General features: G+C 71.8%; 20 protein-coding genes and 2 riboswitches. Of the genes, 8 read left to right on the top strand and 12 right to left on the bottom strand.

All coding sequences use genetic code 11. From position 1 onward, the window contains the following. Positions 1–41: 41 nt before the first annotated feature. The 4 genes from GB932_RS18035 to GB932_RS18020 form a co-directional block, all read right to left on the bottom strand. Positions 42–1,571 carry an extracellular solute-binding protein gene (locus GB932_RS18035; RefSeq protein WP_231916297.1) on the bottom strand — a complete coding sequence of 510 codons (1,530 nt, stop codon included), beginning with the start codon at positions 1,569–1,571 and terminating at the stop codon, positions 42–44. 42 nt (positions 1,572–1,613) lie between these two features. After that, a complete protein-coding gene (locus tag GB932_RS18030; protein WP_197517555.1) occupies positions 1,614–2,240 on the bottom strand; it encodes a DUF624 domain-containing protein in 627 nt (208 codons plus the stop codon). 156 nt (positions 2,241–2,396) lie between these two features. After that, positions 2,397–4,784, bottom strand: coding sequence for a LamG-like jellyroll fold domain-containing protein (locus GB932_RS18025; RefSeq protein WP_156762072.1), 2,388 nt, complete (start codon positions 4,782–4,784; stop codon positions 2,397–2,399). Positions 4,785–4,961: 177 nt separating this feature from the next. Then, entirely contained in the window at positions 4,962–6,446 is a 1,485-nt protein-coding gene (locus GB932_RS18020; RefSeq protein ID WP_231916296.1) for an MDR family MFS transporter, read from the bottom strand. Positions 6,447–6,629: 183 nt separating this feature from the next. On the opposite strand from GB932_RS18020, the gene GB932_RS18015 reads away from it, so the two are divergent. After that, positions 6,630–8,627, top strand: a complete 1,998-nt coding sequence (locus GB932_RS18015) for an ABC transporter ATP-binding protein (protein WP_156762272.1) — start codon at positions 6,630–6,632, stop codon at positions 8,625–8,627. Here GB932_RS18015 and GB932_RS18010 read toward each other — a convergent pair. From GB932_RS18010 to nadA, 5 genes are read right to left on the bottom strand one after another with little or no spacing between them, the layout of a single operon-like run. Then, the gene (locus GB932_RS18010; RefSeq protein ID WP_156762070.1) at positions 8,511–9,203 is read right to left on the bottom strand and encodes an NUDIX hydrolase; all 693 of its coding nucleotides are present in this window, start codon (positions 9,201–9,203) and stop codon (positions 8,511–8,513) included. The genes GB932_RS18015 and GB932_RS18010 overlap by 117 nt on opposite strands. After that, positions 9,200–10,348, bottom strand: coding sequence for a cysteine desulfurase family protein (locus GB932_RS18005; RefSeq protein WP_156762069.1), 1,149 nt, complete (start codon positions 10,346–10,348; stop codon positions 9,200–9,202). The genes GB932_RS18010 and GB932_RS18005 overlap by 4 nt, the downstream gene beginning before the upstream one ends. 2 nt (positions 10,349–10,350) lie before the next feature. Then, positions 10,351–11,217, bottom strand: coding sequence for a carboxylating nicotinate-nucleotide diphosphorylase (gene nadC, locus GB932_RS18000; RefSeq protein WP_156762068.1), 867 nt, complete (start codon positions 11,215–11,217; stop codon positions 10,351–10,353). 28 nt (positions 11,218–11,245) lie between these two features. Then, positions 11,246–12,793: an L-aspartate oxidase gene (gene nadB, locus GB932_RS17995; protein ID WP_197517554.1), complete on the bottom strand. Its 1,548-nt coding sequence runs from the start codon at positions 12,791–12,793 to the stop codon at positions 11,246–11,248. After that, positions 12,790–14,088 (bottom strand): quinolinate synthase NadA, encoded by a 1,299-nt coding sequence (nadA, locus tag GB932_RS17990; protein WP_156762067.1) that lies wholly within the window; start codon positions 14,086–14,088, stop codon positions 12,790–12,792. The genes nadB and nadA overlap by 4 nt, the downstream gene beginning before the upstream one ends. Positions 14,089–14,200: 112 nt before the next feature. Next, positions 14,201–14,295: riboswitch (TPP riboswitch) on the top strand. On the opposite strand from nadA, the gene thiE reads away from it, so the two are divergent. The 5 genes from thiE to gcvP all read left to right on the top strand — a co-directional run bounded on the left by thiE (position 14,287) and on the right by gcvP (position 20,524). Beyond that, positions 14,287–14,979, top strand: a complete 693-nt coding sequence (gene thiE, locus GB932_RS17985) for a thiamine phosphate synthase (RefSeq protein WP_156762066.1) — start codon at positions 14,287–14,289, stop codon at positions 14,977–14,979. Its footprint overlaps the riboswitch before it by 9 nt. A 31-nt stretch (positions 14,980–15,010) precedes the next feature. Continuing rightward, positions 15,011–15,898, top strand: coding sequence for a bifunctional hydroxymethylpyrimidine kinase/phosphomethylpyrimidine kinase (thiD, locus tag GB932_RS17980; RefSeq protein WP_156762065.1), 888 nt, complete (start codon positions 15,011–15,013; stop codon positions 15,896–15,898). Between the two features lie 10 nt (positions 15,899–15,908). Continuing rightward, positions 15,909–16,000: riboswitch (glycine riboswitch) on the top strand. Positions 16,001–16,146: 146 nt separating this feature from the next. Further along, a complete protein-coding gene (gene gcvT / locus GB932_RS17975; protein WP_156762064.1) occupies positions 16,147–17,265 on the top strand; it encodes a glycine cleavage system aminomethyltransferase GcvT in 1,119 nt (372 codons plus the stop codon). Next, the gene (gcvH, locus tag GB932_RS17970; protein WP_156762063.1) at positions 17,262–17,642 is read left to right on the top strand and encodes a glycine cleavage system protein GcvH; all 381 of its coding nucleotides are present in this window, start codon (positions 17,262–17,264) and stop codon (positions 17,640–17,642) included. Before gcvT ends, gcvH begins: the two co-directional genes overlap by 4 nt. After that, a complete protein-coding gene (gene gcvP, locus GB932_RS17965) occupies positions 17,639–20,524 on the top strand; it encodes an aminomethyl-transferring glycine dehydrogenase (protein ID WP_156762062.1) in 2,886 nt (961 codons plus the stop codon). The genes gcvH and gcvP overlap by 4 nt, the downstream gene beginning before the upstream one ends. Positions 20,525–20,608: 84 nt before the next feature. Here gcvP and GB932_RS17960 read toward each other — a convergent pair whose 3' ends face one another. Beyond that, positions 20,609–21,028 (bottom strand): NUDIX hydrolase, encoded by a 420-nt coding sequence (locus GB932_RS17960; protein WP_231916295.1) that lies wholly within the window; start codon positions 21,026–21,028, stop codon positions 20,609–20,611. Further along, positions 21,025–21,498 (bottom strand): NUDIX hydrolase, encoded by a 474-nt coding sequence (locus GB932_RS17955; protein ID WP_156762061.1) that lies wholly within the window; start codon positions 21,496–21,498, stop codon positions 21,025–21,027. Before GB932_RS17955 ends, GB932_RS17960 begins: the two co-directional genes overlap by 4 nt. 56 nt (positions 21,499–21,554) lie before the next feature. Between GB932_RS17955 and GB932_RS17950 the strand changes: the two genes are divergently transcribed. Next, positions 21,555–22,139 (top strand): GNAT family N-acetyltransferase, encoded by a 585-nt coding sequence (locus GB932_RS17950; protein WP_231916294.1) that lies wholly within the window; start codon positions 21,555–21,557, stop codon positions 22,137–22,139. Continuing rightward, positions 22,136–22,561, top strand: coding sequence for a GNAT family acetyltransferase (locus GB932_RS17945; protein WP_156762059.1), 426 nt, complete (start codon positions 22,136–22,138; stop codon positions 22,559–22,561). The genes GB932_RS17950 and GB932_RS17945 overlap by 4 nt, the downstream gene beginning before the upstream one ends. A gap of 79 nt (positions 22,562–22,640) precedes the next feature. Here GB932_RS17945 and GB932_RS17940 read toward each other — a convergent pair whose 3' ends face one another. After that, positions 22,641–23,606 (bottom strand): hypothetical protein, encoded by a 966-nt coding sequence (locus GB932_RS17940; protein ID WP_156762058.1) that lies wholly within the window; start codon positions 23,604–23,606, stop codon positions 22,641–22,643. Positions 23,607–23,673: the final 67 nt, after the last annotated feature.

The following is a 23,673-nucleotide window of genomic DNA, read 5'->3' as shown; positions in this document are numbered from 1 at the left end:
GGGCGGCGGTGGGCCGCCCGCCCGGCGTCAGACGGAGGGGGTCACTCGCCGCCGGCGAGGTCGTTGATCTCGGAGATGATCGTGTCGCCGCCCTCGGCGCGCCAGCGCTCGATCTCGCCCTCGAGGTCCTCGCGCGAGATCTGGCCGGCGATGTACTTGAGCCGCGCGTCGGAGACGATGACGTCGAGCTGGGCGCCCTTCGACACATACGTCGGCGAGACGTAGGCGGCGGCCGCGTTGTACACGGCGTACTCGGTGTCGTGCTCCTCGATCGCGAGGCGCTTGTCGTAGAGCTCCTGCTCCGGCTCGCTCGCCTGCTTCGGACGGTAGCCCTGGAAGCCCGTCACGTTCGTGCCGAGCTGGGCGTAGGCGCCGACCTCGTCCTTGAGCTGCTGCGGCGCGTCGTCGATCGCGACCGCGAGGTCGCCGTCGAGCTCGTATGTCTCGCCCTCGAGCCCGTTGTTGAGGATCTTGCCCGCCTCGGGCGAGTTGAGATCGTTCAAGACGGCGAGCACCTCGTGCAGCTGCTCCTCGGTCGTCACCCGCGCCCGCGGAATCGCCAGGAACCCGCTGTAGCCGTCGGTCGGGTGGGCACGCAGCTCGCCGTCGGGGCCGGCCAGGTTGCCGGTGATCTCGATGTAGTCGCCGAAGCCCTCGGGGTCGGACTCCTTGAGCAGGCCCAGGAGCTGTCCTCCGCGCGAGTGGACGTCGATGATGATGCCGCCGTCGCCGTTGAGGAACGGCTCGTTCCACTTCGCCGAGTCGAACGTCGCGAAGTCGGCGTTCACGAGGCCCTCGTCGACGAGCTTCTTCTCGTATTCGACGGCGTCGAGCCACTCGGGCGTCGTGAAGCTCGGCACGAGCTCGCCGTCGCGTTCGGTCCACTTGTTGCCCGCACCGAACCAGGTCTCGATCACGTCGTAGGGGCTGTTCGAGCCGATCGCGCCGGGCCACTTCGGGATGATGAGGCCGTATGTGTCGTCCTCGCCGTTGCCGTCGGGGTCGTCCTCGGTGAAGGCCTGGGCGACCTCATAGAGGTCGTCGACGGTCTCCGGGGCATCGAGGCCGAGGTTCTCGAGCCAGTCCTTGCGGACGATCGCCGTCGCGCGCATGAGGTCGCGGGCGCGGAAGATGCCGTAGACGGTGCCGTTGACGCTCGCCGACTCCTGGGTCTCGGGGAAGGTCGTCGCGAGGTTCTCGTAGCCGTCGAGCTGGTCGGTGAGGTCCCAGAACGCGCCGGCCTCGGCGTTGCGGACGAAGCCGGGCGTCTTGCCCTGGATCACCATGACGTCGGGGATCTCGTCGCCCGCGAGGGTGATGTTCGTGCGGTCCTCGTATGACGAGTTCGGCACCCACGTGATGTCGAGGTCGATGCCCACCTCGTCCTCGAGGGCCGACTCGATGTCGTTGCCCTCCTGGGGCGAGTTGGTGCTGAGGTACGGCGCCTGGATCGTCAGCGATTCGAGCGGGCCGTCGGATTCCGCGCCGCCGCCGCCGCCGCAGCCGGCGAGCGTCACGGCGGCCGCGGCGACGGCGGCGACCGCCGCGGCGCGGGTCTTGATGGTCATCATGGGAACTCCTGTGTTCTCGTGGTGTCGGGGAGGGGAGGGGGATCAGGGGGATTCGGCGAGGGAGCGTTCGTTCGCGTGGAAGAACGCGCAGCCGAGGGCGGTGTCGATGACGATGACGGCGCCGATCGACAGGAACGGGACGATGCCCGGGATCGCGAGGCTGGCCCCCACGACGAGGGCGGTGCCCGCAAGGGCGACGAGCACCTGCGCGAGGTTCGCGACGCCCCAGCGCATCGCCGTCATGACATAGGCGCGCAGCGGCAGGTCGTAGGAGACGTACATCGGGATGACGATGTGGCAGATGGCGGCGACGAGGACGGCCGCGGCGAGGGACACCGGCCCGAGGGGACCGGCGGTTGCGAGCAGCGCCGACGCCGTCACCGCGAGGAGCGCACCGGGGATGAGCAGCGGGAGGAGGAGCGCGTTGGCGAGGAGGAGCTCGGCGCGCCAGACCGCCGCGAAGTCGCGGAGCGCACGGACCTTCTCGCCGCGGAGCTGCCGACGAGTGAGGGTCGCCGCGGCGATCGTCGCGGGCGCGGCGCCGAGCACGACGGCCCCCGCGAGTGTGAACAGCCACCACAGGGCGTTCATCGTCAGGGCCCAGAGCACCCATTCGCACGCCGCGTGCGCCCGCAGGGCCCAGGTGGCGCGTGGGGCCGCATCGCTCATGGAGATCTCCGTTGACATCGCGAGGCAGGGGATCCGGGGGGATCCACCGGGCTTCCTCGCCTGGTAACCGCTTTCCGGAGTGAAACGTATCATAATCGGGAGGACTGTCAACCGTGCCCGGGCTGCCCGGCCCGGGGAGGGTCGGGCAGCCGCGGCTCAGAGGGCGGCGACGTCCCCGTCGCGGACGACCGCCACCTGCTCGGGCGTCAGCACGCCCTGGTAGACCTGCAGGTCGTCGATCGCGCCGCGGAACGGAGCGTCCCACCAGTTGACGCCGAGGGCGAAGGCGCCGGAGTCGGTCGTGAACACGTCAGGAAAGCCGGATCCGGTATGCGAGAGCTCGCCGTCGAGGTAGATCGCCACCTCGCCGCGGTCGACCGTGAAGGCGACGTGCGTCCACGCGTCGGCAGGAATCGTCGTGCCGGTGTCGCCGTCGTAGTAGGTGCTCGATCCCGACCACAGGAGCGTGTGACCGTCGCCGAAGCCGACGGTCGGGACGAGGCTCACCCAGTTCGTCTCGTTCCTCGCGGCGAAGAACGCCGCGGTGAACGGCGTCAGCTCCTCCGGCCGCAGCCAGAGCCCCACGGAGTAGCGGTCGCCCTGGAGGAGGCCGTCGGGCAGGCGCACGCCGCTCGCGCCGTCGAGCGCGACCGCCTGGCCGTGCACGCCGTCGGCGAACGCGATCGCCCCGCCGTCGCCGTCGATGCGGTCGCCCGTGACGGTGCCGTCGGCGGCGTCCCCGTCGGAGGCGAGTGCGCCGTCGAACGTGTAGCGCGCGGTCAGGCCGTCCTCCGCGGCGGCCGTGACCGTCGCCGCGAACGAGGTCGTGCCGCTCGCCCCTCCGGAGGTCACCTCGGCGGTCAGCGTCACGGTGCGATCGACGTCGGTCGGGCGCGTGACGGCGCCGTCGGCCGAGATCGTGCTCGGATCGCTCGAGGCCCACGCGATCGTCGCGTCGTGGGTCCCCGCCGTCGGCAGCTCGATGTCGGCGACGACGGTCGCGGGCACGCTGAGGTCGTCGAGCACGGCCTCGACGATCTCCTCGTCGCGCAGCGGCTCGAGCGCGCTGCCCCAGATCGGCTCGCCCGCGGCGGACACGGCGGAGAAGCTGTCCACCCACGCGGCCGACACCGGATCCCACTCGCGCGAGACGACGCCCGAGTACGTCTCGCCGTCGACCGAGAGCGTCAGGTGGCTGCCGGCGGTCAGGCGCCAGCGGCCCTCGAGGGCGCCCGTGACGCGACCGTTCCTCTCCAGCGTCACGCTCTCGGGTGTCCGGACCTCGGGCGAGATGGCCTTGTCGTGCACGATCATCCGGTACTCGCCGACGAGATCCGGGCGGCGGATGCGCTCCTGCTCGCTCCCGCCTGCGTATCGGCGGGGCGCGGCGACCGGCCAGCCGTCGGCGTTCATGGACATCTCGTGCACGCGCACCTGATGGAACTCGCCCATCTCGGGGAAGCGGCTGTGGAAGATCAGCAGCATCTCGCCCGTGTCGGGGTCGCGGTAGGTGGTGTTGTGGCCGGGGGAGACGCGCCCGTCGCCGATGCCCGTCCCGGGGTCCCCGATCTCTCGGGTGAAGAGGTAGTTGCCCATGACCTTGACGCCGTACGGCTCGATCGTGGCATCGTCGAAGACCGGCAGCTCCGGGTTCGAGCGCACCTCGCGCATGTCGTGGCCCTCGGCGTCCACGAAGGGGCCGTCCGGGTTCTTCGACCGCATCACGCGCATGTTGTATCCCGCGTCGGCGTCGAGTCCGCCGAAGGATGTGAAGAGGTGGTAGTACTCGGTCTCGGGGTCGTACATCATGCTCGGGCCCTCGATGCGGCTGTGGTTGCCGCCGGTGAGGTGCGTGCCGTACCCCTGGTCGGGGAACGGCAGCCCGGTCTCGGGGTCGAGCTCGAGGATGAAGATGCCACCCGAGAACGAGCCGTAGACCATCCAGAGGCGACCATCGGCGTCGGTGAAGACGTCGGGATCGACCGCGTTCGGGTGCACGAGCGCGTCGTACGGCGTGCCGTCCTCGCTCGGTCCCTCGCCCTCGCGGTGGCCCGATCTCAGGATGATGCCGAGGTCGGTGTAAGGACCCTCGACGTCGTCGGCGACGGCGACGCCGAGCGCGCTGCGCGGCGAGTCGCCGCGGCACGCGTTGTAGTACATGTAATAGCGGCCATCGTCGAGCTGGAACACGTCCGGCGCCCAGAGGGTCTCCGTCTCGGCCCACGCGAACGTCTCCGCGAGCTCCGACGTCACATCGTCGAAGAGGGGGTTCTCGGGCGAGACGTGGTTCGCCACCTGCTCGAAGGCGACGAAGTCGTCGGTCTTCGCGGCGGCGAGGTGCGAGCCGAACACGTAGTGCTCCTCGCCGACCGTGATGAGGGAGGGGTCGTGGACCTCGACGTCCGCCCAAGCCGGTGGTGCGGGCTCGGCGGCGGAAGGCGGAGCGGCGGCGGCCACGGCCGAGCCGCTGAGCGCCAGCGCCCCGGCGAGGACGAGCGCCACGGCGGCGGGTGGTCGGATCGTGCGGCGTGAGGGTGCGGTCATGTCGGCTCCTCGAGTGGTTCGGCGGTGAACTCCCGGGCTCGCGCGCGGGGCATCGGCCTCGATGCGAAAGCAGGCTACAACGTTGGAGGGAAGTTCTACAACGTTGGAGACGCAACATCTCCGACCGCACGCAGAGGCCCGCCGCACCGTGAGGTGCGGCGGGCCTCTGCGTGCGGGTCAGTGGCCGGCGGGGGCGCCGACCTCCTGGTCGTCAGCCGGCTTCCGCACGAAGAACGAGAGCACGACCGGAACGAGCGCGATGCAGGCGGCGACGAAGAACGCGGCGTGTGCACCCGGCGTGCCCGCCTCGGGGATCGACAGCCCCTCGGCCTCCCCGGCGTGCAGGGCGGTCGAGTAGATGGCGATCAGCAGCGCGGTGCCCGCCGCACCGCCGACCTGCTGCAGCGTGTTCAGCGCGGCGGATCCGTGTGAGTAGAGACGACGCTCGAGCGAACCGAGCGACGCCGAGAACAGCGGCGTGAACGAGCTCGCGAGGCCGAGCGACATCACGATCTGCACGATCACGAGGAACGCCGTCGGCGTCGCGGGGGTCGCCGTCGAATAGGTGAACATCGCCGCGGCGATCATGATCGTTCCCGGGATGAGCAGGGTCTTCGGGCCGCGCGCATCGTAGATCCGGCCCATGATGGGGCCGAGGATGCCCATGAGGACCGATCCGGGGAGCAGCACGAGGCCCGCCTGCGTCGGGGCGAGCTCGGCGACGTCCTGGAGGTACAGCGGCAGGAGAGAGAAGGTCCCGAACATCGCCATCGACACGACCGCCATGATGACGACGGCGACGAGGTAGTTGCGGGAGGCGAACACGCGCAGGTCGAGCAGCGCGTCGTCCTTCCTCTGCAGGGTGAGCTGGCGCCAGACGAAGATCCCGAGGAACACCACGCCGCCGGCGAGGACCAGCCAGGCGATCGCGCCCGAGCCGCTCGCCTCGCCGCCGTGGCCGCCGCCGATCTGGCTGAGTCCGTAGACGATGCCGCCGAAGGCGGGTGCCGAGAGGACCACCGACAGCACATCGATCGGCGCGTTCGTCGTCTCGCCGAGGTTGGTCATCCACTTCGCGCCGAGCGCCATCGCGATGAGGGCGATCGGCAGGATGATGCCGAACAGCCAGCGCCACCCGAGGTTGTCGAGGATGATTCCCGAGAGCGTCGGGCCGAGAGCCGGCGCGAGCGAGATGACCATGCCGACCCGCCCCATCATGCGGCCGCGCGAGTGCGCGGGCACGACGTTCATCAGCGTGGTCATCAGCAACGGCATCATGATGCCCGTGCCGGCGGCCTGCACGACGCGGCCGACGAGCAGGAGGAGGAAGCCGGGCGCGACGAGGCAGATCGCGGTGCCGACGGCGAACGCGATGATCGCGGCGAGGAACACCTGCCTGGTCGTGAAGCGCTGCAGCAGGAAGCCGGTCGTCGGGATGACGACCGCCATGGTGAGCATGAACCCGCTCGTGAGCCACTGCCCCTGCTCGGGCGGGATCCCGAGGCTCACGTTGAGCTCGGGGATGGCGATCGCCATCGTCGTCTCGTTCAGGATCGCCACGAAGGCGGCGACGAGAAGCAGCCAGATCACGCGCATTCCGGCGGGATCGATCGTGTCGTGGTGCGCGGGCTGAGTGCGCACGTTCGCGGTATCTGTCGTCAAGAGAGTGAGCTCCGTGCAGAAGGATGATTCCGCCTCGGGCCAGGGGCGGTGACAGACCCCTCGCAGGCAGACGTTCCAGTCTAACGGCGCCCTCACGCGGAACATTCCCGATCGGCCCGGAAATTCACCCGCCGGTCACCCGGCGCCGCAGGCCCGCACGGGCAATAGGCTCGTCTCGTGAGCATGGGGCGGCCGATGGGCGGAGGACGGGGGATGAGACCGATCGACGAGCGCGCCCAGCGCAAGGAGAATGCCGAGGCGCCGCATGTGCCGGACCTGGGCAGGCGGGTCGCCGCACTTTTCCGCCCGTACCGGGGGAAGATCCTCGTCACAGCACTGCTCGTCGTGCTCGGTGCGGCGCTCGGCGTCGTGCCGCCGCTCGTGATCCAGCGCGTGTTCGACGAGGCGCTGTTCCCCGCAGGGGGCGCTGTGCAGCTTGCGCTGCTCGGTGGTCTCGTCGCCCTCATGATCGGGCTGTACGTCGCGAGCGCCGCTGTGCAGGTCGTGCAGACGTGGATGACATCGAGCGTCGGCAACCGGGTCACGGGCGATCTGCGGATCCGCATGTTCGAGCACCTGCAGTCGATGGAGCTCGGCTTCTTCACGCGCACGAAGACCGGGATCATCCAGTCGCGGCTGCAGAACGACGTCGGTGGCGTCTCCGGTGTGCTCACGAGCACCGTCACGAGCATCCTCGGCAACACCGTGACGGTGATCGCGTCGATCGTCGCCATGGTGCTCATCGACTGGCGCCTCACGATCATCGCGCTCATCGTCATGCCGCCCCTCGTGTTCGTGCAGCGCCGCGTCGGACAGGTGCGCGCCCGCATCGCGTCCGAGACCCAGCAGTCGCTGTCGGAGCTGACGGCGATCACGCAGGAGACGCTGAGCGTCTCGGGGATCCTCCTGTCGAAGTCGTTCAACCGGCAGCGGTCGGAATCGGCGCGATACGCTGACGAGAACGCCCGGCAGATCGTTCTGCAGGTGCGCCAGACGATGAGCGGCCAGGGCTTCTTCGCCGTGGTGATGATCCTCATGTCGTCTGTGCCGGCCATCATCTACCTCGCGGCGGGCTTCCTCATGGCGGGCGATGTCGGCGCCATCACGGCCGGCGCGATCGTCGCGTTCACGACCGTGCAGGCACGCCTGCTCATGCCGCTCACGAGCCTCATGCGCGTCGCCCTCGAGGTGCAGACCTCATCGGCCCTGTTCGCGCGCATCTTCGAGTATCTCGACCTGCGACCGGCGATCGCCGATCGGGCGGGCGCCGCCGATGTCGCCGATGCGCCGGGGCCCATCGGCCGCATCGAGTTCCGCGACGTCACGTTCCGGTATCCGGACGCACCGGCGAACGCCGTCCCGACCCTCGACGGCGTCTCGTTCGTCGCCGAGCCGGGGCAGCACGTCGCATTCGTCGGCCCGTCAGGCGCGGGCAAGACCACCGTGCTGTACCTCACGCCGCGGATGTATGAGGCGTCGAGCGGGCAGGTGCTGTTCGCCGGATCCGATGTGCGCGACCTCGCGGGCGGATCCATCATCGATCACGTCGGGATCGTCAGCCAGGAGACCTACCTCTTCCACGCGTCGATCCGAGACAATCTGCGCTACGCGAAGCCCGACGCCACGGATGCGGAGATCGAGCGCGCCTGCCGTCAGGCGAACATCCACGACAAGATCATGAGCTTCGAGCGCGGGTACGACACGATCGCGGGCGAGCGTGGATACCGCCTCTCGGGAGGCGAGAAGCAGCGGATCGCGATCGCGCGGGTGCTCCTCAAGGATCCGCCCGTCCTGCTGCTCGACGAGGCGACGAGCGCCCTCGACACCATGAGCGAGCGCGTCGTGCAGGAGGCCGTCGACTCGGCGGCGCGTGGTCGCACGACCGTCACGATCGCGCACCGGCTGTCGACCGTGATCGATGCCGACGTGATCCACGTGCTGCAGGACGGGCGCATCGTCGAGTCGGGCGCGCACGACGAGCTCATCGCGCGGGGCGGCCTGTACGCCTCCCTCGCCGCCGAGCAGCTGCAGGCGGCCCAGGGTCGATCGGCGGCGGATCCGCGATCAGCGGTGGGTGAGGGGCCCGCGCTCGGCGAGGTCGACGTCGCTGTTGTAGCGGAAGATGCGCGCGGGGCGGTGGGACCCCGTGCGGAAGCGCTCCGTCGGCACGAGGGCCTCTGAGCTCTCCAGCAGCCGGCGGAAGTTCGACGGGTCGAGGCGCTTGCCCAGCACCGTCTCGTAGACGGCGCGCAGTTCGGCGAGCGTGAACTCGTCGGGGAGGAGCGCGGCCGCGATCCGGCTGTAGCCCGCCTTGTTGCGCAGGCGCCAGACGGCGTAGTCGACGATGCGGTTGTGGTCGAACGCCAGTCGGGGCAGGTCATCGACATCGAACCACGCGACGTTCCGCGGGGCGTCGGCGGTCGCGCGCTGCGCCTCGACGAGGTCGCTGCGCAGCAGCGCCCAGTAGATGATCGACACGACGCGCGAGGGCGAACGGTCGACGTCGCCGAACGAGTAGAGCTGCTCGAGCCACGTCGGGGCGAGCCCGGTCGTCTCGCCGAGGGTGCGCGACGCCGCATCGTCGAGCCCCTCGGCGGCGCCGAGCCAGCCGCCGGGCAGCGCCCACATCCCGAGATGCGGCTCGCGGGTGCGGCGCACGAGAGGGATCATCAGCACGTCGCGGTCGTCGTCCGCGCGCACCGAGAAGATCACGGTCGAGACGGCGACGCGGATCGGATCATCTGCCGGTGCTGTCACACCGCGAGCCTATCGACCGCGTCCGCGAGCGCGCGGGAGACGGGGCCGAGGTCGTCTGTCTGGCCGTGGGAGAGCGAGAACCGCACGGCCGTGCGGGCGAGATCGGGGTCGATCCCGCACGCGAGGAGCACGTGCGAGGGATCCGTGCTGCCGGCACGGCAGGCGGATCCGCTCGATGCCAGGACGCCCTGGCGGTCGAGGTCCACGAGCAGCGCCTCGCCGTTCACGCCGGGGAAGACGAAGCTCGCGATGTGCGGGAGGCGCGCGTCGGGGCGCCCCGTGATCCGCGCGGACGGGATGCGGGCGCGCACATCGGTGACGAACGCGTCGCGGATCCGACCGACGCGCTGTGCGACCTCGACGCGCTCGCGCTCGGCCAGCTCGAGGGCGGTCGCGACGGCGACGGCGCCCGCGACGGACTCCGTGCCCGAGCGCCGCCCGCCCTCCTGGCCCCCGCCGTGGAGGAGCGGCTCGACGCGGATCCGGCGCCGCGCCGCGAGCGCCCCCGTGCCCTTCGGCGCACCCAGCTTGTGGCCCGAGACGGCGACGGCGTCGGCGATCGGCGCGCGGCCCTCGTCGCCCTGGCTCAGGGGCAGCCAGCCCGCGGCCTGCACGGCGTCGACGTGCAGGGGGACGCCCGCGTCGCGGCAGAGCTCGCGCACGGCGTCGACGGGCTGGACCGTGCCGATCTCGTTGTTCGCGACGCCGAGCGCGACGACGCACGTGTCGGGGCGCAGGGCGGACGCGATCGCGGCGGGGTCGATCAGGCCGTCGGCGCCGACCGGCACGATCGTCGCGTCGAATCCGTGGACCCGCTCGAGGTATCGGACCGAGGCGAGCACGGACGAGTGCTCGATCGCCGTCGTGACGACGTGCCGCGCCCCGCGGTCGGCCATCGCCGCGATCGCGATCCCCTTGACGCCGAGGTTGTTCGACTCCGTGCCGCCCGAGGTGAACACGACGTCGCCCGCGCGCATGCCGAGGTGCCGTGCGACGGTGCGGCGGGCGTCCTCGAGCGCGCGCAGGGCGGCGTCGCCGGCGGCGTGCGTGCTCGAGGGGTTGCCGAACTCCGACGTGAGGAACGGCGTCATCGCCTGGAGGACCTCGCGCCGGACGGGCGTCGTCGCCGCGTGGTCGAGGTACATCGTCACCGCGTCCCGCTGTCGAGCTCGATGTCGAGCCCGAGGTCGATCGCGCGGGCCGAGTGCGTGAGGGCGCCGACCGAGATCACGTCGACGCCCGTGCGGGCGATGTCGCCGACCGTCTCGAGGGTGACGCCGCCGGACGCCTCGACAGCGGCCCGGCCCGCGACGAGCGCGACGCCCGCGCGGAGATCGTCGAGCGAGAAGTTGTCGAGCATGATCGTGTCGACGCCGGCGCCGACCACCTCCTCCACCTGGTCGAGCCGGTCGACCTCCACCTCGAGGTGCATCGTGTGCGGCAGGCGCGCCCGCGCGGCGCGCAGGGCGTCGGCGAGGGATCCGCCCGACGCCGCCGCGAGGACGGCGAGATGGTTGTCCTTCGCCATGACCGCGTCGGAGAGCGAGAAGCGGTGGTTGCTCCCGCCGCCCGCCACGACGGCGTGGCGCTCGAGGGCGCGCAGTCCGGGCGTCGTCTTGCGCGTGTCGGCGATCCGCGCGCCCGTGCCGGCGACGGCCGCGACGTATCGCGAGGTGAGCGTCGAGATGCCCGACAGGCGCTGAGTGAGGTTGAGGGCGACGCGCTCGCCCAGGAGCACGGCACGCGCGGGCCCCACGACGCGGGCGATCCGGTCGCCGACCCCGAACACGGCGCCATCGGCGAGGGCGAGCTCGACGCGGATCGCGGGGTCGGCCGCGGCGAATGCGGCGGCGAACACGGCGCCGCCGCTGAAGACGCCGGGCTCGCGCGCGACGAGCTCGGCCTCGGCGCTGGCGGAGGCCGGGATGAGCGTGTCGCTCGTGATGTCGCCCCAGGGCGCGTCCTCGTCGAGGGCGGCCCGGACGACGCGGTCGATGGCGGTGGTCGTCAGCATGGTGTCTCCCGGAGTCGTCGGTGTCGCCTCACGCGGGCTGGCCCACCCGCGCGTCGTCGGTGCGGAGGTGCGCGCCGACCGACGCGCTGCGGGCGCGCGCGGCGCGGATGATCTCGCGCGCGACGACGAGCAGGCTGCGGTCCTCGACCGCCGTGTGGGAGGTCGGCGCGGCGAGGTGCGCGATCCAGGCGTCGACGCGCTCCGCCGCCTCGTCGAGTCCGGCCCCGTCCCGCGCGAGACCGGCGCGATCCCACATGAGGCGGCCGAGCGCCTCGCGGTCGAACCGCGCGGTGCCGGCTGCACGACGACGCCAGATCTCTGCGGACTCGCGCCGGGAACCGGATTCTGGGCCCCTCAGACCCAGAATCGGCGTCGTCGTGCATCCGGGGCGGGCGCGCCGGGCAGCAGCCCGCCCGGCCCGCGCGCCGAAGACGGCTCCCTCGAGGAGCGAGTTCGACGCGAGGCGGTTCGCGCCGTGCACGCCCGTGCGGGCGGCCTCTCCCGCCGCGAAGAGCCCGGGCAGGCTCGTGCGCCCCTCGAGATCGGTCGCGACGCCGCCCATGAGGTAGTGCGCGGCGGGGCGCACGGGGATCGGCTCGCGCGACCAGTCGAGCCCGCGCTCGCGCACGGCGCGGTCGATCGTCGGGAACCGCCGGGAGAGGAACCCGGCGCCCAGCGCCGTCGCGTCGAGGAGGGCGGGCCGGCCCTCCTGGCGCGCCATGCAGTCGGCGATCGCGCGGGCGACGACGTCGCGCGGCGCGAGCTCGCCGTCGGGGTGCGCGTCGAACGCGAACCGGCGGCCGGTGCCGTCGACGAGCGCAGCGCCCTCGCCGCGCACGGCCTCCGAGACGAGGAAGGGGTCGCCCGCGGCGAGCACGGTCGGGTGGAACTGCACGAACTCCATGTCGCGCACGGCGGCGCCCGCACGGATCGCGGCGGCGATGCCGTCGCCGGTCGCGACCGGCGGATTCGTCGTGTGCGCGTACACGCGGCCCGCGCCTCCCGTCGCGAGCACGACGGCGTCGGCGGCGATCTCTCGGGTGCGGCCCGCCGGATCCATCACGCGGGCGCCCGCGACGGATCCGGCGCCCCGGACGAGGTCGACGAGCGTCGCGCGCTCGATGATCTCGATGCCGGCGGCGCGCGCGGAGGCGAGCAGGGCGCGCTCGATCTCGGCCCCCGTCGCGTCGCCGCCCGCGTGCAGGACGCGGGACACGGAGTGCGCGGCCTCGAGGCCGCGAGCGAGTCGGCCCGCGTCGTCGCGATCGAAGCGGACGCCGCGGTCGAGGAGCTCGGCGACGCGGTGCGTGCCGTCCTCGACGAGCGCGCGGACGGCGGCCGCGTCGGCGAGCCCGGCGGCAGCGCGCAGGGTGTCGGCCGCGTGGGCATCGTGGGTGTCGTCCGGGAAGACGACGCCCGCGATCCCGCCCTGCGCGTGCGCCGTCGCGGCGTCGGACGCGACCGACTTCGTGAGGATCGTCGCATCGGCGCCCGCGTCGCGGGCATGGAGCGCGGCCGTCAGCCCGGCGATGCCGGACCCGACGACGAGCACGCGGCGCCGGGCGGATCCCGTCACGGGGTCGCCTCGAGCATCCGATCGAGCGCGAGGCGCGCGGGCGCCGCGACGTCGCCGTCGACGGAGATCCGGTTCACGGTCTCACCCGCGACGAGGCGCTCGAGCGCCCACGCGAGATACGCGGGGTGGATCCGGTACATCGTCGAGCAGGGGCAGACGACCGGATCGAGGCAGAAGATCGTGTGCTGAGGGTGCTGCGCGGCGAGGCGCTGCACGAGGTTGATCTCGGTGCCGATCGCGAACGTCGTGGGCTCGGTCGCGCCCTCGATCGCGCGGCGGATGAGGTCGGTGGATCCCGACTCGTCGGCCGCGTCGACGACGTCCATGGGGCACTCGGGGTGCACGATGACCCTCACGCCGGGGTGCTCGGCGCGCGCCTTGTCGATCTGCGCTGTCGTGAAGCGGCGGTGCACCGAGCAGAAGCCGTGCCACAGGATCACGCGGCTGTCGTCGATCGTCTGCGCGTCGGAGCCGCCGAGGGGGAGGCGGGGATTCCACATCGGCATCCGCTCGAGCGGCACGCCCATGGCCCTGGCGGTGTTGCGGCCGAGGTGCTGGTCGGGGAAGAACAGCACGCGGCGGCCGCGCGCGAACGCCGTCTCGAGGACCGTGCGGGCATTCGACGACGTGCAGACGATGCCGCCGTGGCGCCCGACGAAGCCCTTGATCGCGGCAGACGAGTTCATGTACGTGATGGGCACGACGGGCACGAGGCCGTCGGCGTCCGTCGCGTCGAGCGGCCCGAGCACGTCCTCGAGCTGCTCCCAGCACTCCTCGACCTGGTCGATGTCGGCCATGTCGGCCATCGAACAGCCGGCGCCCAGATGGGGGAGGATGACCTGCTGGTCGGGGCCCGAGAGCAGGTCGGCCGTCTCCGCCATGAAGTGCACGCCGCAGAACACGATCGCCTCGGCCTCGGGGTGCTCGGTCGCGGCACGCGCGAGCTGGAACGAGTCGCCCACATAGTCGGCGTGCTGGACGACCTCGTCGCGCTGATAGAAGTGCCCCATCACGACGACGCGGTCGCCGAGCGTCTCGCGGGCGGCGCGGATCCGCTCGTGCAGCTCGTCGTCCGACGCATCGCGGTAGGACGCGGGCAGCTCTCCCTGTGTCGGGGTCGCCGCCGGGATGGCGTCGTCCATCGAGGATCCGGGGCCGTACCCCGGCACGGCGTCGAACGACCACGGCGCCTCGCGGAGGTCGGGGGTGCACGAGTCGCCGTCCGCGCTTTGCGCGATCGCGTGGGCGACCGAGGCGTCCTTCGTGGGCGTGAGGGTGATCAGGGTGGCGGGCATGGCGTTCCTCATCGGCGTTAAGGTGCAGCTGACCTGAAGTCTACCGCGCTGTTGAGGTGCGAATGACCATAAGGGGGATGTGCGGCGGCCGCGGCGCTCCGATAGGGTCGCTCGAGAAGACACGGGGTGTCCCCGCCGGGGACTGAGAGCACACCCGATGAACCTGATCTCGTTCACGCGAGCGGAGGGATGTCGATCATGAGCGATGCCACGGCGCCGCGGAGACCGTTCGATCCGTCGATCTACCTCGTCGCGGACATCCAGACGCTGGGGGACCGCGACCTCGGGGCGGTCGTCGACGGCGCGTGCGCGGGGGGCGCGACGGCCGTGCAGGTGCGCGGCAAGCGCGTCACGGCGGCGCGCCTGCTCGACCTCGTCCGCATCGCCGCCGACGCATCGGCGGGGAGGGCGAGCGTCATCGTGAACGACCGCGTCGACGTCTTCCTCGCGGCGCGCGCCAGAGGCCTCGACGTCGCTGGCGTGCACATCGGGCAGCAGGACATCCCCGCCGAGCTCGTGCGCCACCTCGTCGGGGGCGACGCGATCGTGGGCCTCAGCGCGAGCACGCCCGCGCACATGACGTGCGTGCGTGCGCTCGCCGCGGGCACGGTCGACTACCTCGGCGTCGGAGCCGTGCGGGCAACGCCGACGAAGCCTGAACGGGCGGCGATCGGCTGGGACGGCCTGCGCCGCGCGATCGGCGAGGCGGGAGGGATCCCCTGCGTCGCGATCGGCGGGATCGGGCCCGGCGACGCCGCACCCGCGCGCGCGGCGGGCGCGGCCGGCCAGGCGATCGTGCGCGCCATCTGCCTCGCAGAGGATCCGCGGGGCGCCGCGCGAGAGCTCGCCGACGAATGGCGGGCGGCGGGGCCCGCCGAGGCGCGCGCGTGATGCGCGGCGCGAACCGGGTCAGGGGAGCGGCGTGAGCGCCATCGTGAACGTCCTCGCGATCGCGGGCTCGGATCCGTCCGGGGGAGCGGGCATCCAGGCCGACCTCAAGACGATCCAGGCGACCGGCGGCTACGGCATGGCCGCGATCACCGCCCTCACGGCGCAGAACACCCGCGGCGTGCGGAGCGTGCACGTGCCCCCGCCCGCCTTCCTGCGCGATCAGCTCGACGCGATCTCGGACGACATCGCGATCGACGCCGTCAAGATCGGGATGCTCGGCACGGCCGAGGTGGCGGACGTCGTCGCCAGGTGGCTCCGGTCGCTCGCCACCGCGCCGGCGGTCGTGCTGGATCCGGTGATGGTGGCGACGAGCGGCGACCGGCTTCTCGACGAGCGGGCGGAGCGTTCTCTCGCCGACCTCATCGCGCTCGCCGACGTCGTCACACCGAACCTCCCCGAGCTCGCCGCGCTCCTGGACGAGCCGGTCGCGACCGCCTGGCCGGACGCGCTCGACCAGGCGCGACGGCTCGCGGCCCGCCACGACGTCCTCGTCCTCGCGAAGGGCGGTCACTCGGGCGGCGACAGCTGCCCGGACGCGCTCGTCGACGCAGGCGGCGGCATCCTGCGGATGGACGGCGAGCGGATCCGCACCGCGAACACACACGGCACGGGGTGCACCCTCTCGTCCGCGCTCGCGACGCTGGGCGCCCGCACGGGCGACTGGCCCACGGCGGCGCGGCTCGCGCGCGACTGGCTGCGCGGGGCGCTCGCCGCGGCCGACGCGCTCGACGTCGGCCGCCCCGGTGGGCACGGCCCCGTCCACCACGCGCACGCGATCCGCCCCGTGTCGATCCCGTTCGGCGCGGGGGATCGTGTCGCGGCGGGCCCCGCGGTATCGTGGGTCCCCACAACAGAATGATCATGGCCCCACGAACCGCACGGGAGAGCATCGGGCACGCCCGATCACCGAAGGAGCAAGCCTCCCCGCCAATCTCTCAGGTGCACATACCGTGACGGATCGGGCCGCTCTGAAAAGCGCAGCGCAGCACGACGCGCGCTGCCGCCGACGGTGAAAGACGCGCTCGCCGCGTCGAAGCTCTCAGGCCGATGACAGAGGGGGAGTTCTCACGCCTCGCAGCGAGGCATCCGCCGATCCGGGAGAACTCCATGTCGTCCCCTCCACCCATCCCCCTTCGCGAGACGCCCCTCGTCGCCGAGCACGAGGCCGCCGGCGCCGTGTTCACCGACTTCGGCGGCTGGCGCATGCCCGTGCGCTGCACGTCGCATCTCGAGGAGCACCGGGCCGTGCGCGAGGCGGCCGGCCTGTTCGACATCTCCCACATGGGCGAGATCCTTGTGACGGGCACCGACGCGGGCGCCTTCCTCGACCATGCCCTCGCCGGCCGGCTCTCCGCCGTCGCGGTCGGCCGGGCGAAGTACTCGATGATCCTGGCCGAGGACGGCGGGATCGTCGACGACCTCGTCAGCTACCGGCTCGCCGACGACGAGTTCCTCGTCGTGCCCAATGCCGGCAACCGCGACGCCGTCGCGCGGGCACTCGCCGAGCGCTCCGCCGGATTCGACGTGACGGTCCGCGACGTCGGCGACGACTACGCGCTCATCGCCCTGCAGGGACCGGCCTCCCGGCGGATCCTCGAGGAGGTGCGCGGCATCACCGAACTCGGCACGCCCCTCGACGGGCTTCGGAACTACGCGTGGAGCGATGCGATGTTCGCCGGATCCCCGCTCCTCGTCGGTCGCACGGGCTACACGGGCGAGGACGGCTTCGAGCTGTACGTCCGTGCCGAGCACGCCGTCGCGCTCTGGCGCGAGATGCTCGCCGCCGGCGCCCCGCACGGCCTGATCCCCGCCGGACTCGCGGCCCGCGACACGCTGCGCCTCGAGGCGGGCATGCCGCTGTACGGGCACGAGCTGTCGCGCGAGATCGTCCCCGCCCAGGCGGGCCTCGGCCGGATCATCCCCGCTGACAAGACCGGATTCATCGGCGAGGCGGCCAAGGATCCGCGCCCCGGCGCGCGCGTGCTCGTCGGGCTCGCGGCCGAGGGCCGGCGCGCGGGGCGCGAGGGCTACCCCGTACTCCGCGGCGACGCCGTCGTCGGCGAGATCACGAGCGGCGCCCTCAGCCCGAGCCTCGGACATCCCATCGCCATGGCGTACGTCGACCCCGACGCCGCCGACGCAGGCGACCTCACGATCGACGTGCGCGGCACCCGCATCGCCGCCGCCGTCCGTCCCCTTCCCTTCTACTCGCGGAGCGCATCATGACCGACCTCACCACCCTCCTGTACACGGCCGAGCACGAGTGGGTCGCCGTCGACGGCGACATCGCGACGATCGGCATCACCGATCATGCCGCCGAGCAGCTCGGCGACGTCGTCTACGTCGACATGCCCGCGGTCGGATCCTCCGTGACGGCGAACGACGTCATGGGCGAGATCGAGTCGACCAAGTCGGTCTCCGAGCTCTACGCGCCCGTCTCGGGCGAGGTCGTCGAGGTCAACTCCGACGCCGACGCGGATCCCGCGATGGTCGGCGACGACCCCTTCGGCACCGGCTGGCTCGTCAGGGTGCGCGTCTCGGGGGAGGTCTCGGGCCTGCTCGACCGCGACGCGTATGTCGCCCTCACGGGCGCCGGCGCATGAGCGTCGACTTCACGGCCCGCCACATCGGCCCTTCGGCCGGCGACCGCGGCGCGATGGCCGCGTCCCTCGGGCTCGACGGCGTCGCATCGCTCATGGGCGAGGCGATCCCGACCGCCATCCGCTCGGACGGCCGCACCGACGGATCCGTGCCCCGCGCGGGCGTGAGCGAGGCCGAGGCGCTCGCCGAGCTGCGCGCCCTCGCCGCCCGCAACCGCGTGCTCTCGCCCATGATCGGGCTCGGATACAGCGACACGATCACGCCCGCCGTGATCCAGCGGAACGTGTTCGAGAATCCCTCCTGGTACACGGCCTACACCCCGTACCAGCCCGAGATCTCGCAGGGCCGACTCGAGGCGCTGCTGAACTTCCAGACGGTCGTGGGCGACCTCGCCGGCCTGCCCGTCGCGAACGCGTCGATGCTCGACGAGGCGACGAGCGCCGTCGAGGCCATGCTGCTCGCGCGCCGCGCCGTCCGCGGCCAGGCGTCGAATGTGTTCGTCGTGGACGCCGACGCGCTGCCGCAGACGAAGAGCGTCGTGCGGCTGCGCGCCGACGCCGTCGGGATCGAGGTCGTCGAACGCGACCTGGCCGGCGGCGAGGCGCTGCCCGATGAGTGCTTCGGCGTGCTCGCCCAGTATCCGGGCGCCTCGGGGCGGGTGTGGGATCCGTCCGCCGTCATCGCATCCGCGCACGCGGCGGGGGCGCAGGCGATCGTCGCCGCCGACATCATGGCGCTCGTGCTGCTCTCCTCGCCCGGGTCGATCGGCGCGGACATCGTCGTCGGATCCACGCAGCGCTTCGGCGTGCCGCTCGGATTCGGTGGGCCGCACGCGGGATACATGGCCGTCAGGGCGGGGCTCGAGCGCCAGCTGCCCGGCCGCCTCGTGGGCGTCTCGAAGGACGCGGACGGACACACGGCGTACCGGCTCGCGCTCCAGACGCGCGAACAGCACATCCGCCGCGAGAAGGCGACGAGCAACATCTGCACGGCGCAGGTGCTGCTGGCCGTCATGGCGTCGATGTACGCCGTGTTCCACGGGCCAGACGGGCTGCGGGTGATCGCGGGGGAGATCGCGGGCAAAGCGGACGACCTCGCGGCACGGCTGCGCGATGCGGGCGCCGCGCTCGTGCACGAGTCGTTCTTCGACACGATCCGGGTCCGGGTTCCGGGCGACGCCGCGGCGGTCGTCGCGGCCGCGCGCGATTCCGGCGTGCTGCTGCACGAGGTCGATGCCGACACGGTCGGGATCTCGATCGGCGAGGCGACGACGGAGGCCGATCTCGACGCGGTGCATGCCGCGTTCGCGGCGGTGCGCGGCGTCCCCGAGCCCACAGGTCTTCGCCGAGTCCGCAGCGATGCGCAGCGGACTCGCGGAGGACGCGCGGACTCGTCGGTGCTCCCGGCCGCGCTCCGCCGCGACGACGAGTTCCTCGCGCACCCCGTCTTCCACGAGCACCGCTCCGAGACGGCGATGATGCGGTACCTCAAGCGCCTCGCCGACAAGGACTATGCGCTCGACCGCGGCATGATCCCGCTCGGCTCGTGCACGATGAAGCTCAACGCGGCCGCCGCGATGCAGGCGACCAGCTGGCCGGAGTTCAGCCGGATCCACCCCTTCGCGCCGAGCGAGACGGTCGAGGGCTACCTCGCCCTCATCGCGCAGCTCGAGGCCTGGCTCGCCGACCTCACGGGATACGACGCGGTCTCCCTGCAGCCGAACGCCGGCTCGCAGGGCGAGCTCGCGGGCCTCCTCGCGATCCGCCGGTTCCACGCGGCGAACGGCGACGACGAGCGCGACGTCTGCCTGATCCCGTCGTCGGCGCACGGCACGAACGCGGCCTCGGCAGTGCTCGCCGGCCTGCGGGTCGTCGTCGTGGCCTGCGACGAGACGGGCGACGTCGACCTCGCCGATCTGCGCGCGAAGATCGCCGAGCACGGATCCGCGCTCGCCGCCCTCATGATCACCTACCCCTCGACCCACGGCGTCTACGAGCACGACGTGCTCGACGTGACCGCGGCCGTGCACGAGGCCGGCGGGCAGGTCTACATCGACGGCGCGAACCTCAACGCGCTCGTCGGTCACGCGCGGTTCGGCGAGCTGGGCGGCGACGTGTCCCACCTCAACCTGCACAAGACGTTCTCGATCCCCCACGGCGGCGGCGGGCCGGGCGTCGGACCCGTCGCGGCGAAGGCGCACCTCGCGCCGTACCTGCCGTCGCACGACGACGCGCAGGTGGCGCGCGAGGGGATCGGTCCCGTCTCGGCGGCGCCGTACGGATCCCCGAGCATCCTCCCGATCACGTGGGCGTACATCCGCATGCTCGGGCTCGAGGGGCTCACGGCGTCGACCGACGCGGCCGTGCTGAACGCGAACTACGTGGCGGGGCGGCTCGCGGAGGCGTTCCCGATCCTCTACGCCGGAGAGAACGGGCGCGTCGCGCACGAGTGCATCGTCGACCTGCGGCCCCTGCGTGCCGAGACGGGCATCACCGTGGACGACGTCGCCAAGCGCCTCGTCGACTACGGCTTCCATTCGCCGACGATGTCGTTCCCCGTCGCGGGCACGCTCATGGTCGAGCCGACCGAGTCGGAGGATCGCGCGGAGCTCGACCGGTTCTGCGATGCGATGATCCGGATCGCAGCCGAGGCCCGGCGCGTGGCGTCGGGGGAGTGGCCGGCGGACGACAACCCGCTCGTGAACGCTCCCCACACGGCCGAGTCGATCGCGGTCCCGGAGTGGGCGCACCCGTACACGCGCGAGGAGGCGGTGTTCCCGGCGGGCGCGGCCGGCAAGTACTGGCCGCCGGTGCGCCGCATCGACCAGGCCTACGGCGACCGCAACCTCGTGTGCGCCTGCCCGCCCCCGGAGACGTTCGCGTAGGTCCGCCCCCAACCCTTCATTTCTGGCACATCTCCGTTCGGGAATCCGCGAAGGTTAGTGCCAGAAATGAAGGGTTGGCGTTGCTCACGCCCCGGCGGCCCGCAGCGCCGGGACGATCCGCGCCGTCATGAGCGGCGCGAGGTCCGCGCCGAGCGGTCCCCGCTCGTCGACCCAGCGGATCTCCTCGATCTCGGCCGCAGGAACCGTCACCTCGACGGGCGGGTGGGTGAACACCGTGGCGCGCACGGCGTAGCCGCCCTCGTTCGCGGCCGGCGCCTCGAACACGCCGAGGAGACGCAACTCGAGAGGATCCAGCACGACGCCGAGCTCCTCACGGACCTCCCGCACGGCGGCGTCGACGGCGCTCTCGCCCGGATCCGGCTTCCCGCCCGGCTGCATGAACATCGTCGTCCCGCGCTTGCGCACTGTGAGCAGCTCGCCCGTGTCCGGGTGGCGCAGCACGACGGCGCTCACATGGATCCGCTTCGCCTCGTGGTCGATCACCGCTCGAACCTCGCCGTCCCCTCGTGCGCGAGCGCCTCGTGGATCCGCTCGCGCATGTCGTCGTTCAGGCCCGCGTCGTCGAGCGCGCCGATCGGGCACCACCAGGCGCGCGTGTTCTCGCCGTCGGCGGGATGCGGATCCCCTCCTTCGGTCGCGCACCGCACGACGATGTCCAGGTACTGCGCGCGGTCGCCGTTCGCGTACGTCATGGGCGGGAGCGCCCGCACCCAGACGAGCGCGTCGGCACGCGCCTCGATCCCCGCCTCCTCTGCCACCTCGCGCACGGCGGCGACAGCGGGATCCTCGCCCGGATCCACGATGCCCGTGACGGGCGTGACCATGCCGTTGTCGGCGCGCTGTACGAGGAGCACCTCGTCGCCTCTCACGACGACTGCCGTCACGCCGATGAGCCAGAGCAGCTCGTGGCCGACCTTCTCGCGCAGGCGCAGGATGAATTCGGGAGTCGCCATGCGTCGAGCCTATGCCGGTGCGTCGATCGCGAACTGAGCGCCAGTACGCTCGTCGAGTGAGCTTCGCATCGACACCTGTTCTCGAAAACGCCCGCGTCAGGCTCGAGCCCCTCGCGCACACGCACGCCGACGGCCTCGCGGTCGCCGTCGCCGACGGCGAGTTGTGGCGTGCGTGGTACACGAGCGTGCCCCGCCCGGAGGACGTCGCGGCCGAGATCGACTCGCGCCTCGCGCGCCAGCGGGATGGCGATCTGGCGCCTTGGGCGATCGTCGATCGGTCGACGGACCGTGCCGTCGGCGTGACGACGTTCTGCAATCTCGACGAGCCGAACCGGCGCGTCGAGATCGGATACACGTGGATGGCCCGCTCGGCGCACGGCTCGGGCATCAATCCGGCGGCGAAGCTGCTCCTCCTCTCCCGCGCGTTCGACGACCTCGGCTGCATCGCGGTGCAGTTCTGCACGCACTGGCATAATCGCCAGTCGCGCGCGGCGATCGAACGACTGGGTGCTAAGCAGGACGGTGTCCTGCGCAATCACCGGATCATGCCCGACGGCACCCTCCGCGACACGGTCGTGTTCTCGATCATCGACGCCGAATGGCCGACGGTGCGGCGCGGCCTCGAGGCGAGGATCCGGTGAGCGTCGCGATCCGTCCGCTGGCCGACGCGGACGTCGACGCCGTCGTCGTGCTGTGGGAGGCGACGGGGCTCACTCGTCCGTGGAACGACCCGCGCGCCGACATCGCCCGCGCCCGCGCCGTCTGGCCCGACCTGCTGCTCGTCGCCGATGACGGAGACGCGGTCGTCGGATCCGTCATGGCGGGGTACGACGGCCACCGCGGCTGGCTCTACTACCTCGCGACGGACCCGTCCCGTCGCGGGGAGGGAATCGGATCCGCGCTCGTCGCCGAGGCGGAGAGGCGCCTCGAGGCGCTCGGCTGCCCGAAGGCGCAGCTCATGGTGCGCTCGGGCAACGAACAGGTCTTCGCGTTCTACGACGCCCGGGGCTACGCCCGCGAGTCGGTCGGCGTGACGGGCAAGCGACTCATCGCGGACGGATAGCACCCGCCAAACCTTCATTTCTGGCACATCTCTTCACGGGTTCGCACGCGGAGATGTGCCAGAAATGAAGGGTTGGGGATCAGATGAGCGGGCGGAGCGTCCGCAGCAGCTCCGACCGGGTGGGGGCGACTTCAGGTACGCCTGCGGTGCGGAGGATCTGTCTCATCGTCTCGGGGTGTCGGAGGTCGTCCCACGTCCATCGCGCGACGCCGCGGGCCTGGCGACGGAGCGCATCCTCGCGACGCTTCTCCGACCACATCCGATCCTCGGGGATCGACCCATCGAGCGAGTACTTCTCCCGACCATCCGCTTCGCCGATCACGTCGACGGAAGGCCAATAGCAATCGGCTCGCGCGATCGATCCGTCGGGCAGTGCGAACTCCACCTGCAGCTCGGGCGGCTCGAACCCGAGCCATTCGATGACGCAGAGCGAAACGGACTCGAGCGGTGTCTCGACGCGGCCTGTCGCCGTCGACAGCGGCCACCGCGCCGCGGACCGTCCGCGGCCGCTGATCCGTGCGTCATTGGCGGAGAGGAGGGTGGCGACGTTGATACGGGTCTTCCGTATCAGTGCATCGGCCGCCGCACGAGCGATCGCGGGATGGCGGGTGCGGGCGAGATCCACGATCGTGTCGATCGGCGAGGTGGCGGCGATGCCCGGGGCCTCCGTGACATCGGGCTCGTCGCTCGTGTGATGCCACTGCACGTCCCGAGTGAGGCGGGCGCCGCTCGCAGTCGCTGCACGTGCGTGCAGGTGGCGAGGCTTGCCGAGCACGGGGAGCGTGTACAACGCAGCGGCCGATTCGAGCACGAACACCGTGCCGGGCGATTTCAGAGCGAAGGCATGGATTCGTGCGACGTCTCGGTCCCACGGGGGCGTCCGCTCCCACTCGGCTGCATCGACATAGACACCGCTGCGGATCCGGTGCAGTCGCCCCGAACTGATCGCATGATCGAAGCGAATGCCGGCCTCCGTGCGGCGCAGCAACGCGATGGGGGATGGTCGAATGCTCAGTGCGTCGATGGCAAGTGCGTCTGTGGTCATGGACCGATCCTGGCGGTGCTGTCCGCGCCAGGGAACGGAATGTGAACAAGTCACGAGAATCGACTGC

It is taken from the genome of Microbacterium karelineae (assembly GCF_009745985.1).
Lineage (GTDB): Bacteria > Actinomycetota > Actinomycetes > Actinomycetales > Microbacteriaceae > Microbacterium > Microbacterium karelineae.
Note: the sequence above shows the minus strand (reverse complement) of the source record. Positions and strands in the feature narration are given on the sequence as shown.

Coding starts and splice junctions, on each gene's coding strand:
- GB932_RS18035 (WP_231916297.1), bottom strand. CDS start 1,571: ATGATGACCATCAAGACCCGCGCCGCGGCGGTCGCCGCCGTCGCCGCG.
- GB932_RS18030 (WP_197517555.1), bottom strand. CDS start 2,240: ATGAGCGATGCGGCCCCACGCGCCACCTGGGCCCTGCGGGCGCACGCG.
- GB932_RS18025 (WP_156762072.1), bottom strand. CDS start 4,784: ATGACCGCACCCTCACGCCGCACGATCCGACCACCCGCCGCCGTGGCG.
- GB932_RS18015 (WP_156762272.1), top strand. CDS start 6,630: ATGGGGCGGCCGATGGGCGGAGGACGGGGGATGAGACCGATCGACGAG.
- GB932_RS18005 (WP_156762069.1), bottom strand. CDS start 10,348: ATGTACCTCGACCACGCGGCGACGACGCCCGTCCGGCGCGAGGTCCTC.
- nadC (WP_156762068.1), bottom strand. CDS start 11,217: ATGCTGACGACCACCGCCATCGACCGCGTCGTCCGGGCCGCCCTCGAC.
- nadA (WP_156762067.1), bottom strand. CDS start 14,088: ATGCCCGCCACCCTGATCACCCTCACGCCCACGAAGGACGCCTCGGTC.
- thiE (WP_156762066.1), top strand. CDS start 14,287: ATGAGCGATGCCACGGCGCCGCGGAGACCGTTCGATCCGTCGATCTAC.
- gcvT (WP_156762064.1), top strand. CDS start 16,147: ATGTCGTCCCCTCCACCCATCCCCCTTCGCGAGACGCCCCTCGTCGCC.
- gcvH (WP_156762063.1), top strand. CDS start 17,262: ATGACCGACCTCACCACCCTCCTGTACACGGCCGAGCACGAGTGGGTC.
- gcvP (WP_156762062.1), top strand. CDS start 17,639: ATGAGCGTCGACTTCACGGCCCGCCACATCGGCCCTTCGGCCGGCGAC.
- GB932_RS17955 (WP_156762061.1), bottom strand. CDS start 21,498: ATGGCGACTCCCGAATTCATCCTGCGCCTGCGCGAGAAGGTCGGCCAC.
- GB932_RS17940 (WP_156762058.1), bottom strand. CDS start 23,606: ATGACCACAGACGCACTTGCCATCGACGCACTGAGCATTCGACCATCC.